We start from the raw sequence: 15,236 nt of genomic DNA on the forward strand, positions 1-15,236 counted from the left end.
GGACACTCGCGGGCAGTCAGATGATTATGCTCTTTGGTCCTGTTCGCCCCTGTAGCGTAGGCAGTCGCGCGGGGACGAGCACGGAGGAAACAGGGGGTGGCGACCGTGGCCGACGCGTGGCGACCCACGTCGGAGCTGGAACACCGACTGCAGGAGACCGTACGGGCCGGGGACCAGGAGAGCTACTTCCGCCTCCTCGCGGACAGCGAGCTCGTCGTCCCCGTCCCGCCCGAACTGGTGGACGGCGTGCTCGCCAACGAGACGCAGCCGTCCTGGCCGACCCAGGAGGAGGACGGCCGCGTCCACGTCCTCGCCTACACGTCCGCGTCGGCGATGCGGGCGTGCCTCGGGCCGTCGTACCAGCACTTCATGACGGTCCGGTTCGGCGACATCGCCGAGACGTGGCCGGACGCCCGCTGGTGGCTCGCCATCGACGCGCCCGGCCACGGCGTCGGCACCGTCCTGCCGATCGAGGCGCGGATGCCGGCCTGGTTCGTCCGCCAGGTCGCCGAGGGCGACGGCCGCCCGCCGCAGGTCGGCCGCGCGCCCGCGCCATGGGAGGAGCTCCGCGACCAGCACCGCGACCTGCCCCGGCAGTCGCCCCGCCCCGAGTTCCAGCCCGCCAACGACGTCGAGCGCGAACTGCTGCGCGCCGCCGCCAACAACGACCACGACCTGTTCCTGCAGACCCTCGCCGGCACCGACGTCCTGCTGCCCGTCCCGGACGACATGGACTTCGCGCTCCGTCCCGGACGGCCCGGTTTCCCGTGGCAGACCCGCGAGGTGGACGGCTCCACGGTCGTGCCGGTGTTCACGTCCCCGGAACGCCTGCTCGAAGCGTCCGGCGCCGGCACCGAGTACATCAAGCTGCCGTTCACCGTCGCCCTGCGCTACTGGCCGAACCACGACTGGCTGCTCGCCATCAACTCGGGCTCCCCCGCCGGCGGCACCGTCCTCGCCCAGCAGCTCCCCGGCCTCGCCACCTGGGCCGACCAGCGCGCCGCCCAGCGCATGACGGAGCGCTTCGAACCGCAGAACGACATCGAGCAGCGCCTCTTCGACGCCGCCCGCCGAGGCGACACCGACACCTTCTACAAGATCGTCCTCGCCGCCCAGGTCCTGGTGCCCGCCGACGCGGACACCCCGTGGGGCATCGTGCCGGGCGACGCCGACTTCCCGTGGCGGCCCGTGCCCGTCCACGGCCGGACGTCCATCCAGGTCTTCACGTCCTTGAAGTGGATGAACGAGGCGATCGGCTCGTCCCGCTTCATCATGCCGAGCCTCCACGAGATGGTCGCCGCCTGGCCCGACACCGAGTGGACGCTCGTCCTGAACCCGGGCACCCCGATCGACGCCGCCATGCCGGGCGACCAGATCCGCACCTTGCGCCTTCCGGCGACCCCGCCGGGGACTCCCCCGTCGGCGTCCACGCCGCCGCCTCCGGAGACCCCGGCCGTCCCGGTGGCCCCGGCCGTCCCCGGACGGCACGGAGCCCACACCGACCCGCTCGCGTCCGCCGGCACCCTGGGCGCACCGACCGGCGGGCCGGGCCACGAAGGCGTCCCAGCCGCACCGGCCGCACCGGGCGACCTCTCGAGCAACGCCGGCTTTTCCGGCATGCCTGGCGATACTGCGGACCCAGGTGGCATGTCCAGCGGCGAGGCCGCGTTCGGCGAGGCGAACATGGGACAGGGCCCGGCGGCCGACAGCACAGAGGGAACGCGCCATAACGCCCTGCCGCTCGGCGGCGTGCCTGGCAGCGTCGGCACACCCAGCGGCCCGGTTGCGGGCCAGGAGCCCGCAACGCCGTACGCCGACCCCCGCACCCCCGAGGCGCCCGGTGGAACCATCGGCGCGCCCAGCGCGACGCCGGCTGACGCGACCGCCCACCAAGGCGGCACGACCCCATCCGACCCGCCGGGCAGCGTCGGCACGCCCGGCAGCCCGGCCGCCGGGCAGGAGCCCGCAGCCAACCCTGGCGAGACGCCCTACAGCGACCCGGGCATGCCCGGCATGCCCGGCGCGCCTGGCGAAGCCGCCGACCCGACAGACGCCGGCAGCGCCCCGTCCAACGTGACTCCAGGCAGCGCCGACCTGCCGGGCGCCCCCACCGAGGGGCCGCGCCACGCCACCTCGCCGCAGATTGGCGCCCCAGGCAGCCCGGATGCGACCAACGCGCCAGGCAGCATCGGCACGCCCAACGTCCCAGCCGCCGGGCAAGAACCCGCAACGCCGTACACCGACCCGCACACCCCCAGCGCGCCGGGTGGAACCATCGGCGGGCCCAACGCGGTGCAGGGTGACGCGACCGGTCACCCAGGCGCGGACGCATCCAACCCGCCGGGCAGCGGCGGCACGCCCGGCAGCCCGGCCGCCGGGCAGGTGCCCGCAGCCAACCCTGGCGAGACGCCCTACAGCGACCCCCGCACGCCTGGCACGGCCGCTGAAGCGGTCAGCGGGGGTAGCACCGGTGGGCCCAACGCGGCACCGGGCGACGTGACCGGCTACCGAGGCGGCCCGGACGCATCCAACCTGCCCGGCGGGGTCGGTGCACCCGGCGGCCCGCACGCCGGGCAGGAGCCAGCGGCCAATACCGGCGGAACGCCGTTTACCGGCCCTCGCACGTCCGGCATACCCGGCATACCTGGCGATGCGGCTGCCTCGACCGACGGACGCGACGGCATGGCACCAGGTGACGTGAATGGTCGCCACGCCGGCTCTCCGGCCGAAGGTGTCCAGGACGGCCTGGACGCGTCCGGGCTGCCCAGCAGTTTCGGGGCGGGCTCGGGGCAGGAGCCGACGATCGATGTCGGCGAGGGGGCCTACGGCTCACGCACGTCCGGCGAGCACCCCCACGCCGGCGCACCCGGTGTCGCCTCCGAGGCCGCGCCGGGCCCGTCCGCCCAGCTAGGCGGTAGTGGCCCGACCGCGCCTGCGAGCAACGTCGGCGACGCGACGTACACCGACCCGCGCCTGCCCGGGATGCCAGGGATGCCCGGCGCACCCGTCGGAGCCACCGACCCGGCCGGTGGGGCCGACATCGCGCCAGGCGACGTGAGCGGCCATCACGGTGGCCCACCGCACCAAGGTGCTCCAGGCGACGCCGGCGCGTCCGGCCAGCCAGGCGGCGTGGGCGGGCCGAGTACGGGTGGTGACTTGCCCGGCGCCGGAGCCGATGTCGGTGGGTTCGGCACGTCCAACGCGGCCCCATCCGGCGAGCCGGACGACCGTGGCGAGGGAGCACAGCACGCGCCCTCGGGCGGGGTCGTCGACCCGTTGGCGGGGTACGGGGCCCCGCCCAACGCCGGTGAAACGCCGTACGGCGATCCCCGCGCGTTCGGCATGCCCGGCGCGCCTGGCCCCCATGCCGTCCCGCCGCAGGACCACGTCGCGGGGCAAGGGCCCGCAGCGGATGTCGGCGGAATGCCGTACGGCGACCCGCTCGCGCCCGGCGCGGCCAATCCGGCGCAGGGTGATGTGACCGGGCGTCACGCCGGTTCTCCGCATGACGGTCTCCCGGGCACTGCGGGCGCGCCCGACCTGTCCGATCGGGTCGGCGCACCGGAAGGTCGGCAGGACGTCGCCGGTGCGGGGCATTCCGGCGAGGTGCCGTTCAACGACGCCCGCACGCAGGACGGTTTTGCGGGCGAGGCGCCCGGCGGCCGGACAGGGTCTCCCCCGAGCGGGGCCGGTGAGCGCGGGCTGCGGGCCGTGGAGCCCGTTTTCGAGCCCGGCAACCGGATCGACCAGGAGCTCTACGAGGCGGCTGCCGGCGGCGACTCGGACGCGTTCCTGCGCGTCCTGTTGAACGCGAACGTGCTCGTGCCGATCCCGGACGACGCGCCGCTTGAGGTGACGCCCATGCAGCGGGACTTCCGCTGGGACGCGGCGCTGCGGAGCGAGGCGTCCGTGCAGGTGTTCACGTCGCTGGTCCGGCTGCGCGAGGTGCTGCCCGAGTCGCGGTTCGTCTACGCGGACTTCCGGGAGCTGATCGGCGCGTGGCCGCGGGACGACTGGGCGATGCTGCTCAACCCGGGAACGCGCATCGGGGCGTCGCTGCAGGGCGACCAGGTCCGGGCGCTCAGCGAGTGGGCGATGCGCGTCGGGCTCGTCCCGGCGCGGCCCGAGGTTCCGCTGCCGCCGCCGCGGCAGGAGCCGGCGGTGGCGGAGCTGCCGTCCGACCTCGACGACCGTGTCTCGTCCCCGACCATCATGCAGAAGGTCGTCCCGCACGGGCACGTCGCCTGGTACCTGGAGCAGGGCTACGACCGGGCCGGCGGGTTCGTCCACTCGACCGGTGACGTCGCCGAGTTGCAGACGCCGAGCCAGTTGTACGAGGCGCTGGGCCTGCTGTACGAGGGCTCCCCGTTCTCACCCGCGGACGAAGGCGTGTACGTCATCCGGTGGCCCGCCTATTGTCCCGACCTGTACCGGGTCCCCTTCGGCGGACGGGACGAGTCGGAGATGGCCGCGTGGGGCGAGGCGGGCTGGGTCGTCGAGCGGCCGCCGTTCCTGGGCAGCGGGTTCGCGCCGGGGAGCGCGGGGTCCATCCGCGAGTACAAGGTGGACAGCGTCCGGCTCCCGTACGGGGCGGAGATGTACTACCTCGGCCGCGACCGGTCCGAGCGGTTCGTGGCGATGTACGACCCCGACCGGCTCGCGTGGCTCCGGCCCGAGGCGGGCCCCGAGGGCTGGGACGGACGGACGGAGGCCGCGCAGTGATCCGGGACGGCTACGTCGCACGCTGGCTCGGACGCGACTTCGAGGCCGCGCCGGGCGCCGACGGCGAGGTCAGGCTGTACGCGCCCGGGCCGACGGACGGGTTCGAGGAACTCCGGCCCGGACGGTTCCGCCGGATCGTCCCCGCGTCCGAGATCGAGGACCTCCGGTACGTCCGGACGACGTGCCGCTGGCGCGGGGAGCGGTTCGTCATCGTGGGCGAGCATGAAACTTGGCTGCGCGTCGAGTACACGGGAGGGCGGGCCCCGGTCGCCGAGAGTCTGGGACTCGACCGCATCGACCAGGGCATCTGGCAGGCGTGGGCTCCGAGCGCCGAGATCGAGGACATCCGCGAGGAGTTGATCTGATGCCGTCCGGGGTTGATTTGGCCCGGAGATCCGTGTTCGCTTGACTCTCGAGGCGACCCCTCGGGTAGTGCACAACGGGCACGGGCGTTCAACGGCGACGCGACGGAGGTGCTGCGGCAGTGATCTGCCGATCGGCGGTCAAACCGATGTTCATCGGTCTCGGCACGGCGGCGATCCTCGCCGCAGGCGGGGCATCGGCAACGGCCGCGACCACGTCACCGTCCCCCTCAGACTCGGGCAGCGCTCAGCCTGCAGGCAAGCTCGAAGTGAGCGTCACGCCAGTCGCGGCGAAGGTGAACCCAGAGGACTCCTTCGTCATCACGACGACCTTCAAGGCTGTTGACGGCGACGTCACGAACGCCGAGGTCACGGACATCACCTCGACCCTCGAAGGCACGAAGTTCAGCGGTGACTGCGGGGAACCCTTCAGTGCGCCGGAGTGCGAGATCGAGACGATCGGCAGCGGCGAAAAGGGCATCGTCAAGTCGACGGTGACAGTGCCGGCAGAAGGCCCTGACAAAACGACCGATTTCAGCATCACGGTCACCGTCGCCGCGACGGGCATCGAGGCCAGCACTCAAAAAATGACCATCACCTACGTGGTGCCGGAGCCGTCTCCGACACCGACCACGCCGCCTCCCTCCACCTCCAAGCCGCCGACGGACAAGCCGACGTCGCGGACGCCGTCGAAGCCTTCGCCCACCACCAGCAAGTCGTCCGGGACGGGCGGGAGCGGCGGCGGGTCGGGTTCCGGGGGCGGGTCGTCGTCCGGCGGGTCGGGGACGAACGACTACGTGCCGCCGTCGCCGAACTCCTCGTTCGACCCCGATAAGCCGCAGGTGGCGCTGCCGCCCATCCAGGCGCCCAGCCCGACGGTCGCGCCAAGCCCGGTGCCCGGCGCGGGGACGCCGCAGAGCCGCCTCCAGGGCAACCAGACGCCCGTCGCGCAGGACATCACGTTCGAGCGGATGGCGAGCACGCAGATCGCCTGGCTCGCCGCCCTGATGGTCGCGTTCTCGCTGTTGCTGACCCAGTTGCGGCTCGGCCGCCGGCGCGTCCCCGCGGGGGCGGCGAAGCGCGCGCGAGGAACCCACCGCCGTCCCCGCCACGGCATGTTCGGCAAGTGATCAGTACTTAGCACAACAATTCGGGTTCCGCCGCCGATGCGGCAGGCCCCTGTATCCCCGCCAGATGATCAGTGCAAGGCTCCTCTCCATCACGCATCGATGTTCTCGCCGCGCCCGAGATCCGGATGGCTGAAAGCACGCAATCAGCGGTCCGCATCGAGGCCAAAGATCCTGCCCATAGAATCCGAGGTCTCCGAAGTAGCTCTCAGCCGCCCATCCAGAGGCACATCCGCCGTCGGCGAGGAACGAATACCTCGGCCCTTTCTCGGCCATCATGTCAGCCTGACGCCTTGCCCTCTGGACGTCCTGCGGATCTCGAAGTCGATCAGCTCGAAGTCGAGGCGGGAATGGCACGGAGCATTACCAGAGCTCCCGGCGACCACTCCGGCCGGACGGCGAATCGGCGGCGCTGGTTGCGACTGATGGCTTTCGCGTACCCGGTCACCGAGGTGGCCAGCCTTCTGATCAAAGCACACCGGTGCGCTGATTTCGGTCCGGTGGGCGCGGAGAGAACGCGGCGAGTTCACCCGGAGCGCCGTTTCAGAAATGGTGCAGATGACGCGCGCCGGTCAGGGGCGGGTGAGGGTGTAGCAGGCGATCGCGGCGGCGGCCACGACGTTCAGGGAGTCGACGCCGCGGGACAGGGCCGTCTCGTTCATGGGGATGCGGACGCGGTGGTCGGCCTCGCGCAGCCAGCGGGACGACAGGCCGTCCCCCTCGGAGCCGAGCAGGAGCGCGCGCCGGCCGGCCGGGCGCACGTCGTCGATGGGTTCCGCGTCCGGGGACGGGGTCAGCGCGAGGAGCTGGAAGCCCGCGGCGCGGATCACCGAGAGGTCGTTGTGCCAGTCGGTCATGCGGGCGTAGGGCAGGGCGAAGACGGCGCCCATGGAGACCTTGACCGCGCGCCGGTAGAGGGGGTCGGCGCAGCGGGGTGCGAGGACGGCGGCGTCGACGCCGAGGGCCGCCGCGCAGCGGAAGATCGCGCCGATGTTGGTGTGGTCGACGATGTCCTCGCAGATGATGACGCGGCGGGCGGCGGCGAGGACGGTGTCGAGCGAGGGCAGCGGGAGGCGTTCCAGGGACGCGAGGGCGCCGCGGTGCACCTGGAAGCCGGTGATCGACTCCATGGTGGCGTCGTCCGTGATGTAGACGGGGGCGTCCAGGCCGTCCAGGACGTCGGCGAGCGGTCCGGCCCAGCGGCGTGCCATCAGGAGGGAGCGGACGGGGTGGCCGGCGCCGACCGCGCGGCGGATCACCTTCTCGCCCTCGGCGACGAACAGGCCGTGCTCGGCCTCCAGGCTCTTGCGGAGGTTCACGTCGCGGAGCCGCACGTAGTCGTTGAGGCGGGGGTCGGCGGGGTCGGAGACGGGGACGAGGTCGGCCATCCCCCCAGTCTGCCGCCCTCGGAGGCCGGCTCCGGACGGCCGCTCCGCGCCGGTTCGTACCGTCGTCGTCGCAGCCGGTGATGGACGGGGTCAATGCCAGGTTCGTCGGGACATACGGTGATGACCTGCGTCATTATCAGTTTTGAGTTCTTTGTAACCTCTGGTTCGTACTACTACAGTGCCGGGGAACATCGGCGGGTTTCTGGTGAATCGAGGGCAGGGCATGAGCGGACGTCATCGCAATGACTTCCCTGAGGGGATGGACGGCGGCTACGACCCGTCCAGGCCCGTCTTCGGCCCGGCCAACGACGGGTCGTCGGACTGGTTCGGCTCGCGGGAGAGCCAGGGCCGGCCGTTGGCGCAGCCCCAGGGCGGACCGCAGGGGACTCCGCAGCCGCAGGGGCCGCCGCCCGGCGCGTCCGGCGAGACGCCGGAGTGGTTCACGCCGCGGCAGTCGTCCGAGGAGCCGGTCTACGGCTCCGGCGGGTTCAGCGGCGCGTCCGACGCGGGCGGCTACGGTCTCGGACGGTCCGGCGGGTACCCGCAGGGCGAGCCGCGGTCGTCGTCCACGCAGGGCCCGTCACCGGAGTCCTCGCCGCTCGCCGGCACCGGGTACAGCGAGTACGACGCCATCCGGAGCTCGGACGGCGGCCCGTCGGGCTTCTTCGGCGGATCCGGCGGGGCCGGCGGTTCGGGTGGTGCGGGCGGATCCGGTGGTTCGGGCGGTTCTGGGGGATCCGGCGGTTACGGCGGCGGGTCGGGCGGCTATGACAGCGGGTCCGGCGGGTACGAGTACGGCCGCCGCAAGCGCAAGCGGAGCGCGACCGCGCTGATCGGGCCGATGGCCGGGGCCGTGGGCCTGGCGCTGCTGCTCGGCGTCGGCGTCTACGCGTTCGCCGAGAGCGGCGGCGGCTGCTCCGGCGACGACGCGATGAACCTGTCGGTCGCGGTGGCGCCGGACATCGCGCCGGCCGTGGAGAAGGCCGCCGGACGCTTCAACGACGGCAAGAGCAAGGTCGACGGCAAGTGCGTCAAGGCGACCGTGAAGAAGGTCGAGCCGTCGGCGGTGACGACGCTGCTGTCCGGGCAGGCCGTGGCGAACGGGTCCAACGACCGCCCGGACGTCTGGATCCCCGACTCGTCCCTGTGGATCTCGCTGGCCCAGGCCGGCGCCGAGGGCGACGACAAGGGCGGCGTCATCTCCACCAAGACGTCCGTCGCGAAGAGCCCGATCGTGGTGGGGCTGCCGCAGTCCCTCGCCGTGCAGCTGAAGAAGCAGGGCATCACCGCCAGCCCGTCCTGGGACAACCTGCTCAAGGCCGCCGGCGGCACCGCGGGCGGCGCGGTGACCAAGAACCAGATGATCCCGGCGGGCTCGGTGCGGCTCGTCGTGCCCGACCCGATGCGGAACGCGGCCGGCATGGGCTCGCTCATGGTGACGAGCATGCTGCTGGCGAACGACCCCAACCGGGACTCGATCTTCACCGGCATCGTCCGGACGGTGCGGGAGAGCACCGTCCCCTCGACCGAGGCGGAGTTCACGGCGTTCCGCAAGAACCAGGGCGGCAAGAAGCCGATCTCCCTGTCGTCCGAGCAGGCGCTCTTCCAGTACAACAAGACGAAGCCGGGCGAGCCCGCGGTGGCGCTGTACCCGATCGAGGGCACGCTGTCGCTGGACTACCCGTTCACCGTCACCGGCAAGGACGAGGGCAAGCAGAAGGCCGCCCGCCTGCTGGAGAAGGCGATGACCACCGAGGCGACCCACAAGGACGTCCACGAGCTGGGGTTCCGCGCGCCGGACGGCAAGGCGCCGGCGGGCTTCGACCAGGGCGCCGGGGTCAGCCCGGCCAAGCCGCGGCAGCTGCCCATGCCGAAGAGCGAGGACGTCGCGAAGATCATGCAGGCGTGGTCGAAGCTGTCGCTCGGGCTGCGGATGCTGACGCTGATCGACGTGTCCGGCTCGATGCTGGAGAAGGTCGGCCCGAACACCAACCGGCTGCAGGCCATCGCCGCGGTGTCGCAGGGCGGCCTCAGCATGATGTCGAACGACACCGAGCTCGGCCAGTGGCTGTTCTCGACGAAGATGAACGGCGACCTGCCGTACCGGATCTCGGTGCCGATCGGCCCGCTCGGCGAGCGGATCGGGTCCACCACCCGGCGCGGCCTCGTCCTGTCGACGCTCAACCAGATGAGGCCGAAGCCGAACGGCGACACCGGCCTGTACCGGACGATGCTGGCCGCGTACAAGCAGATGAACGAGACCTACAAGCCGGAGTTCGGCAACTCGATCCTGCTGCTGACGGACGGCAAGAACGACGACGACGGCGGCCCCACCCTCAAGGAGACGCTGAAGCAGCTGAAGGCCATGCAGGACCCGAACAAGCCGATCCAGGTGAACATGATCGGCTTCGGCAAGGGCGTGGACCGCAACGAGCTGGAGCAGATCGCCGCCGCCACCAACGGCAACGTCCAGGTCGCCCAGACCCCGCAGGAGATCTCCAAGATCTTCCTCAAGATGCTGTCCCGCCGGATCCAATGATCACCACTCGGTGATCTTACGGACGCGTCAGGTAGTTCTTGATTTTTCCTGCGGTTCGGTGTCAACCAGGCGCCCGAGCCGATCGTCAAACGTGTGGAGGCCCGACGGGGAGCGGGGCCGTCGGGCCTCCGACCCGCTTTCCCCCCGGCCCGTGACGGGGAAGTGACCGCCGCGAGGAGTCTCACCGGCGGCGGGAGAGCGCACCGCTCCCCTCTTGGATCTTCTTCCAGCCCGTCCCTGATGATGCGGACGAGGAATCCGAACACAGCCCGCGGGAGGACCTCGTGTCCGGTTGGCCCAGTTTCGACCGCGCCGATGACGAGCGCCTGGCGCGATCGCTGGCCGCGAACGATCCGAGCGCGCTCATCCAGGTCATGGACCGCTACGCGGCCCGCCTGTACGACTACTGCCACGCGCTGCTCCGCGACCAGGAGCAGGCGGCCGGGGCGCTGCACGACGCGCTCATCGCCGCCTACGCGCACGTGCCCGTCCTGCGGGAGCCCGACCGCTTCCGCGGCTGGCTGTACGCGCTCGTGCGGAACGAGTGCATGCGGCGGCTGCGCGACCCCGGCCGTCCCGCCGAGCGGCGCGAGGCGCCCGAGGTCGAGGACGGCTTCCTGGACGAGGCGGAACTCGCCCGGCGGCAGGACGCCCGCCGGCTCGTCCACAGCGCCCTGTCGGCGCTGCGCGGGCGCGAGCGCGAGTCGCTCGACCTCATGGTGCGGCACGGCCTGGACGCCTCCGAGGTCGGCGGCGTCCTCGGCCTGGACGACCAGGAGGCCGCCGAGCTGACCGGCGTGGCCCACGCCCGCCTCGACGACGCGATCGCCGCCGTCTACATCGCCCGCACCGCGCGCGGCGACTGCCCGGAGCTCGCCGCCATCGCCGGCGGGGACGGGGGCGGCGGCCGGCCGCTGCCGCCGCCGGTCGTCCGCAGGCTCGCCCACCACGTCGACGTGTGCCCGATCTGCGGGCCGCGGCGGAACCAGGCCGTGCCGACGGCGCGGCTGCTGCAGGTGCTGCCGGTCGCGATGATCCCCACGGACCTGCGCGGGCACGTCATGGCCACCGCCACCGACGCCGCGCTGGCGCCCGACATGGCGCGCATCGCGCACCGCGCCGGGCCGCTCGACGAGTGGGGCTGGCCCTACGTCGTCGACCGGACGTCCTCGGAGGGCGCGTCGTCCGAGCGGCGCACGCCGCGCGCGCTCTGGCCCGCGCTGGCCGCCGCTGCGGCCGTCGTCGTGGTCGTGGCGGGGGCGTTCTACGTGATGTCGGGCTCGTCCGGCGGGACGAGCGCGCAGGGCCCGTCGGGGGCCGCGTCGGAGTCCGTGCTCGACCCGTCCTCCCCGCCCGAGTCGGAGCTGCCGTCGGACTCGCCGACGCCCACGGAGAGCGAGAGCCCGACGCCCACGCCCACGACGAGCACGCCGACCCCGACGCCGACCCGGACGCGCCGGCCGTCCTCCCAGTCGTCCGAACCCCGCCCGACCTACACGAGGCCGCGGACGGGCGTGCTGCTGGTGGGCGGCGGATGCCATCTGACCCCCGGCCAGAGCTGCGCGATCCAGGTCCGCGCGGCCGGTGGGACCGTCAACTGGTCGGCGTCGGCCGCGGCGCCGCTCAGCACCGGCGGCGGCGGGAGGCTCGCCGAGGGCAGGACCGCCACCGCCACGGTGACGCTCTCGGGTGACTGCGAGGGATCCGGTTCGGGGACGGTCTCCTTCTCGCCGAACGGCGGCGCGAGCGTCTCCTGGACGTGCCCGCCAGGTGGCGGCGGGCCCGGTGGCGGCGGCTGACGGCGGCGACCCGACCACCGGGGTGACGTAGATCACTTTCTATGTGACCGGGTGCCCACGACTAGGACAGACGGCAACACGCCGTACCGAATCCGTCACGGAATCCGCTCATACGGGAGAAATCCCAGCAACTTGGTGGCAAGATCAGTCAACCAGAGTCGGCCGACGGACGTCGGGGCTCGCCGGGGGCACGATCGACAACACCACCGAATTCAGCTGGGAGGGTTCCCGTGGCCGGTGAGCCAGGGCCCGGGCGGAACGACGACCACAGGCTGGCGGACTCGCTGCGAGCCGGGGACGTCATCGCCCTCACCGAGGTCTACGACACCTACGCGCCGTTCCTCTACGACTACTGCCACGGTCTGCTCCGCGACCGGGTGGAGGCGGCCGGCGCGCTCCGCAACGTCATCATCGCCGCACGCGAGCACGTGGTGCGGCTCACCGAGCCGGAGCGGCTGCGCGGCTGGCTCTACGCGATCGCCCGCAAGGAGTGCATGCGGCGCCGCGACAGCCCGAACCGGCACCTCGGGCAGGAGGCGCCGGAGGCCGAGGACGACCTGACCCCCGAGCAGCTCGCCCGCCGGGAGGAGCGCCGGCTGCTCGCGCACAGCGCGCTCGCCGCGCTCAACGGCCGGCAGCGCGAGGCGATCGACCTGTCGGTCCGGCACGAGCTGGACGAGGTCGACGTGTGCGGCGTCTTCGGGATCCCGCTGGAGGAGACCCTCGCGCTGGTCGAGAAGGCCCGCGACGACCTCGCCGCCGCGCTGCGCGCGGCGCTCATCGCGCAGAACCACTGGAAGAACTGCCCGAGCGTCGCGGCGCTGACCGAGTCGTGGCCGCTCACCCCGCAGACGTCGGCGTCGCTCGTCCGGCATGTGGCGAGCTGCCCGGTGTGCGCGGAGCAGGAGACGCCGCCGCTGCCGCCGGACCGGCTGCTGTCGGTGCTGCCGATCGCGGCGATCCCCGCCGATCTGCGGCTGGACGTGCTGACCGCCGCGACCGCCGAGGACCGCGCCGGGAATCGCCGCGCCATCGCGGCCTGGACCGAGCCGTTCGACGAGTACGGCTGGCCGCTCCCCTACGAGCCGACCGCCCCGCGCGCCCGCGACCGGGCGCCCCGGCGGCGCGGCCCCGTGCTCGCGGCCGTCGCCGTGGGCGCCGGGATGCTGATCCTGTGCGTCGGCGCCTGGTCCTGGCTGCACAGCGGGAACGACGGGACGAACGCCGCGGCGAACGGCCCGTCGGTGGGCGACAGCGGCTCGCCGGGCGACTCGAGCGGGCCCGATCCGTTGCCGAGCGACCCGTCCCCCACGGTCACCTCGCCGTCCCCGACCGGGTCGAAGTCGCCGTCGAAGTCACCGTCGCCGTCCAAGAGCCCCTCGAAGACGCCGACGTCGCGGCCCCCGACGACGCCGACGACGCGGGCTCCGGAGCCGCCGAGATCGGGCCGGCTGAGCGTGTCCGGATGCGCGATGGGCAAGGACGACTCCTGCACGATCCGCATCACCGCCGTCGGCGGGGCGGTGAACTGGCGCGTCACGGGCACGTCCGGGGAGCTGCGCGCGAGCGGCGGCGGGCGCCTGTCGCAGGGCGAGTCGGCGAGCGTCACCGTGTCCCGGACGAACGTCATCTGCTGGGGCCGCAAGAGCGGGTCGGTGTCGTTCTCGCCCGGCGGCACCGCAGGGGTCTCCTACTGCTGACCGCCTCTTCCTCCGCCGGGCGGACGCCCGTCCGGCGGAGGGCGGCGTGCTAGGAGATGGAGCCGGTGTCCAGGGTGCGGTGGGCGCGGTCCAGCAGGACGGGAACGCCGGCGCCGATCCGCTCGAAGCCCTCGCCGACCGTCGCCTTCTGCAGGTAGCGGGCGTGGATGCCCTCCAGGATGACCGCGAGCTTGAAGCACGCGAACGCGACGTAGAAGTCGAGGTCGGCCAGGTCGAACCCGGTCAGCGCCGCGTACCGGTCGGTGAACTCGCGGCGGGTGAAGAAGCCGGGCGCCGAGGTGATCGTCGCGCCGACGGGCAGTTCCGCGGCGTCGGTGGCCTCGGCCCAGTAGACGAGCGTCAGCCCGAGGTCGGACAGCGGGTCGCCCAGTGTCGACATCTCCCAGTCGACGACGGCCGCGATCTCGGGGCGGGGCTCCAGCCGGGCGAGGGCGTTGTCGAGCCGGAAGTCGCCGTGGACGAGCCGGGCCCATCCCTGGTGGGGGGACGCCCCCCCACGCCCCCCGGAACCGCTGGGAGCGTCCGCCGGCATCCGCCCGGCGAGCCGCGCGACGAGCCGGTCGTACTCGGGCAGGTCGCGGACGGTCCCGGTGGCCCGGATCGCCTCCTGCGAGCTGTCCCACTGCTTGCCCCAGCGCCTGAGCTGGCGCTCCATGTAGCCGGTCGGCCGGCCGAAGTCCGCCAGCCCGACGGCCTTCACGTCCACGGTGTGGATCGCGGCGAGGGCCTCCGCCAGCGCGCCCGACAGGCCGCGCGCCTGCTCGGGGGTGATGTCCTCGGCGTCCTCGCGGGTGCGCAGGACGCGGCCGTCGACGAAGTCCATGAGGTAGAAGCGGGCGCCGATGACGTCCTCGTCGTCGCAGAACGCCAGCGTCTTCGGCACCGGCACGGCCGTCCCGCCGCCGAGCGCGGACAGCACCCGGTACTCGCGTCCCATGTCGTGGGCCGTCGGGAGGACGTGCCCGAGCGGGGGCCTGCGCAGCACGATCCGGCGGCCGCCGTCCAGGGTGATCCCGTACGTCAGGTTCGAACGCCCGCCCGCGATCAGGTCGACCCCGGTGATCCGCCCTGAGCCGGGCAGCTCGCGGGCCAGCCAGGCCGCCAGGCGGGGCACGTCGATGCCGGGGACCCCGGCCGGAAGCTCTGCGTCAACGGTCATGACGACCTATTAGAACGCGGCTCGGTCCAGGCTGTGAACCCCACCCCCGTACCTGCGCGCGTACCTGCGCGCGAACCGCCCCCGGACACGCGCGGACGCGGGAGACGGCGATCGGTTGTCGGCCACTTCCGGCCGACTTACAGGAAGGCCCCAGCGGGCCTTCAGTATCCGGCCTGACCTGGGCGGATATCCCACTGTCCGGTGCCGGACGCCCGTTTCACCGAAACTCTCAGGTGAAAATCGTGACTCAAGGTGGAATCTTTGTATACCCGGGGTACGCCTCAGCGACGACACCCGAGTCACACAGGGCGCATTCCGGTGCGGGTGTCGGCAGCCGTCATCCGGCCCATGAGACGGCAGGCTGGACTTATGAGTCTCGCTGGGCTAAGAGAAGAGGACTAGACCATTCGGGACTAGAC

8 protein-coding genes are annotated in these 15,236 nt (G+C 72.6%); 6 read left to right on the forward strand and 2 right to left on the reverse strand.

The genetic code is table 11. The features are described from left to right. Nucleotides 1-96 precede the first annotated feature (96 nt). The 3 genes from SM611_RS05125 (at nucleotide 97) to SM611_RS05135 (ending at nucleotide 6,214) form a co-directional block, all read left to right on the forward strand. A complete protein-coding gene (locus SM611_RS05125; RefSeq protein WP_371947644.1) occupies nucleotides 97-4,722 on the forward strand; it encodes an SseB family protein in 4,626 nt (1,541 codons plus the stop codon). Next, the gene (locus SM611_RS05130) at nucleotides 4,719-5,087 is read left to right on the forward strand and encodes a UCP033725 family protein (RefSeq protein WP_371947645.1); all 369 of its coding nucleotides are present in this window, start codon (nucleotides 4,719-4,721) and stop codon (nucleotides 5,085-5,087) included. Before SM611_RS05125 ends, SM611_RS05130 begins: the two co-directional genes overlap by 4 nt. Nucleotides 5,088-5,206: 119 nt before the next feature. Continuing rightward, on the forward strand, nucleotides 5,207-6,214 hold the full coding sequence (locus SM611_RS05135; protein WP_371947646.1) for a hypothetical protein: 1,008 nt from the start codon (nucleotides 5,207-5,209) through the stop codon (nucleotides 6,212-6,214). Between the two features lie 569 nt (nucleotides 6,215-6,783). Here the strand turns inward: SM611_RS05135 and SM611_RS05140 are convergent. After that, the gene (locus tag SM611_RS05140) at nucleotides 6,784-7,599 is read right to left on the reverse strand and encodes a TrmH family RNA methyltransferase (RefSeq protein WP_371947647.1); all 816 of its coding nucleotides are present in this window, start codon (nucleotides 7,597-7,599) and stop codon (nucleotides 6,784-6,786) included. Nucleotides 7,600-7,822: 223 nt separating this feature from the next. On the opposite strand from SM611_RS05140, the gene SM611_RS05145 reads away from it, so the two are divergent. The 3 genes from SM611_RS05145 (at nucleotide 7,823) to SM611_RS05155 (ending at nucleotide 13,637) form a co-directional block, all read left to right on the forward strand. Next, a complete protein-coding gene (locus tag SM611_RS05145) occupies nucleotides 7,823-10,138 on the forward strand; it encodes a substrate-binding domain-containing protein (protein ID WP_371947648.1) in 2,316 nt (771 codons plus the stop codon). Nucleotides 10,139-10,422: 284 nt separating this feature from the next. After that, nucleotides 10,423-11,937, forward strand: a complete 1,515-nt coding sequence (locus tag SM611_RS05150; protein WP_371947649.1) for an RNA polymerase sigma factor — start codon at nucleotides 10,423-10,425, stop codon at nucleotides 11,935-11,937. Nucleotides 11,938-12,167: 230 nt separating this feature from the next. Then, a complete protein-coding gene (locus SM611_RS05155; protein ID WP_371947650.1) occupies nucleotides 12,168-13,637 on the forward strand; it encodes an RNA polymerase sigma factor in 1,470 nt (489 codons plus the stop codon). A gap of 49 nt (nucleotides 13,638-13,686) precedes the next feature. On the opposite strand, the gene SM611_RS05160 is transcribed toward SM611_RS05155, so the two are convergent. Beyond that, nucleotides 13,687-14,817, reverse strand: a complete 1,131-nt coding sequence (locus tag SM611_RS05160; protein ID WP_371947651.1) for a phosphotransferase family protein — start codon at nucleotides 14,815-14,817, stop codon at nucleotides 13,687-13,689. Between the last annotated feature and the right edge of the window lie 419 nt (nucleotides 14,818-15,236).

It is taken from the genome of Actinomadura monticuli, from assembly GCF_041463655.1.
Classification (GTDB): Bacteria; Actinomycetota; Actinomycetes; order Streptosporangiales; family Streptosporangiaceae; genus Spirillospora; species Spirillospora monticuli.

Coding starts and splice junctions, on each gene's coding strand:
- SM611_RS05140 (WP_371947647.1), bottom strand. CDS start 7,599: ATGGCCGACCTCGTCCCCGTCTCCGACCCCGCCGACCCCCGCCTCAAC.
- SM611_RS05145 (WP_371947648.1), top strand. CDS start 7,823: ATGAGCGGACGTCATCGCAATGACTTCCCTGAGGGGATGGACGGCGGC.
- SM611_RS05160 (WP_371947651.1), bottom strand. CDS start 14,817: ATGACCGTTGACGCAGAGCTTCCGGCCGGGGTCCCCGGCATCGACGTG.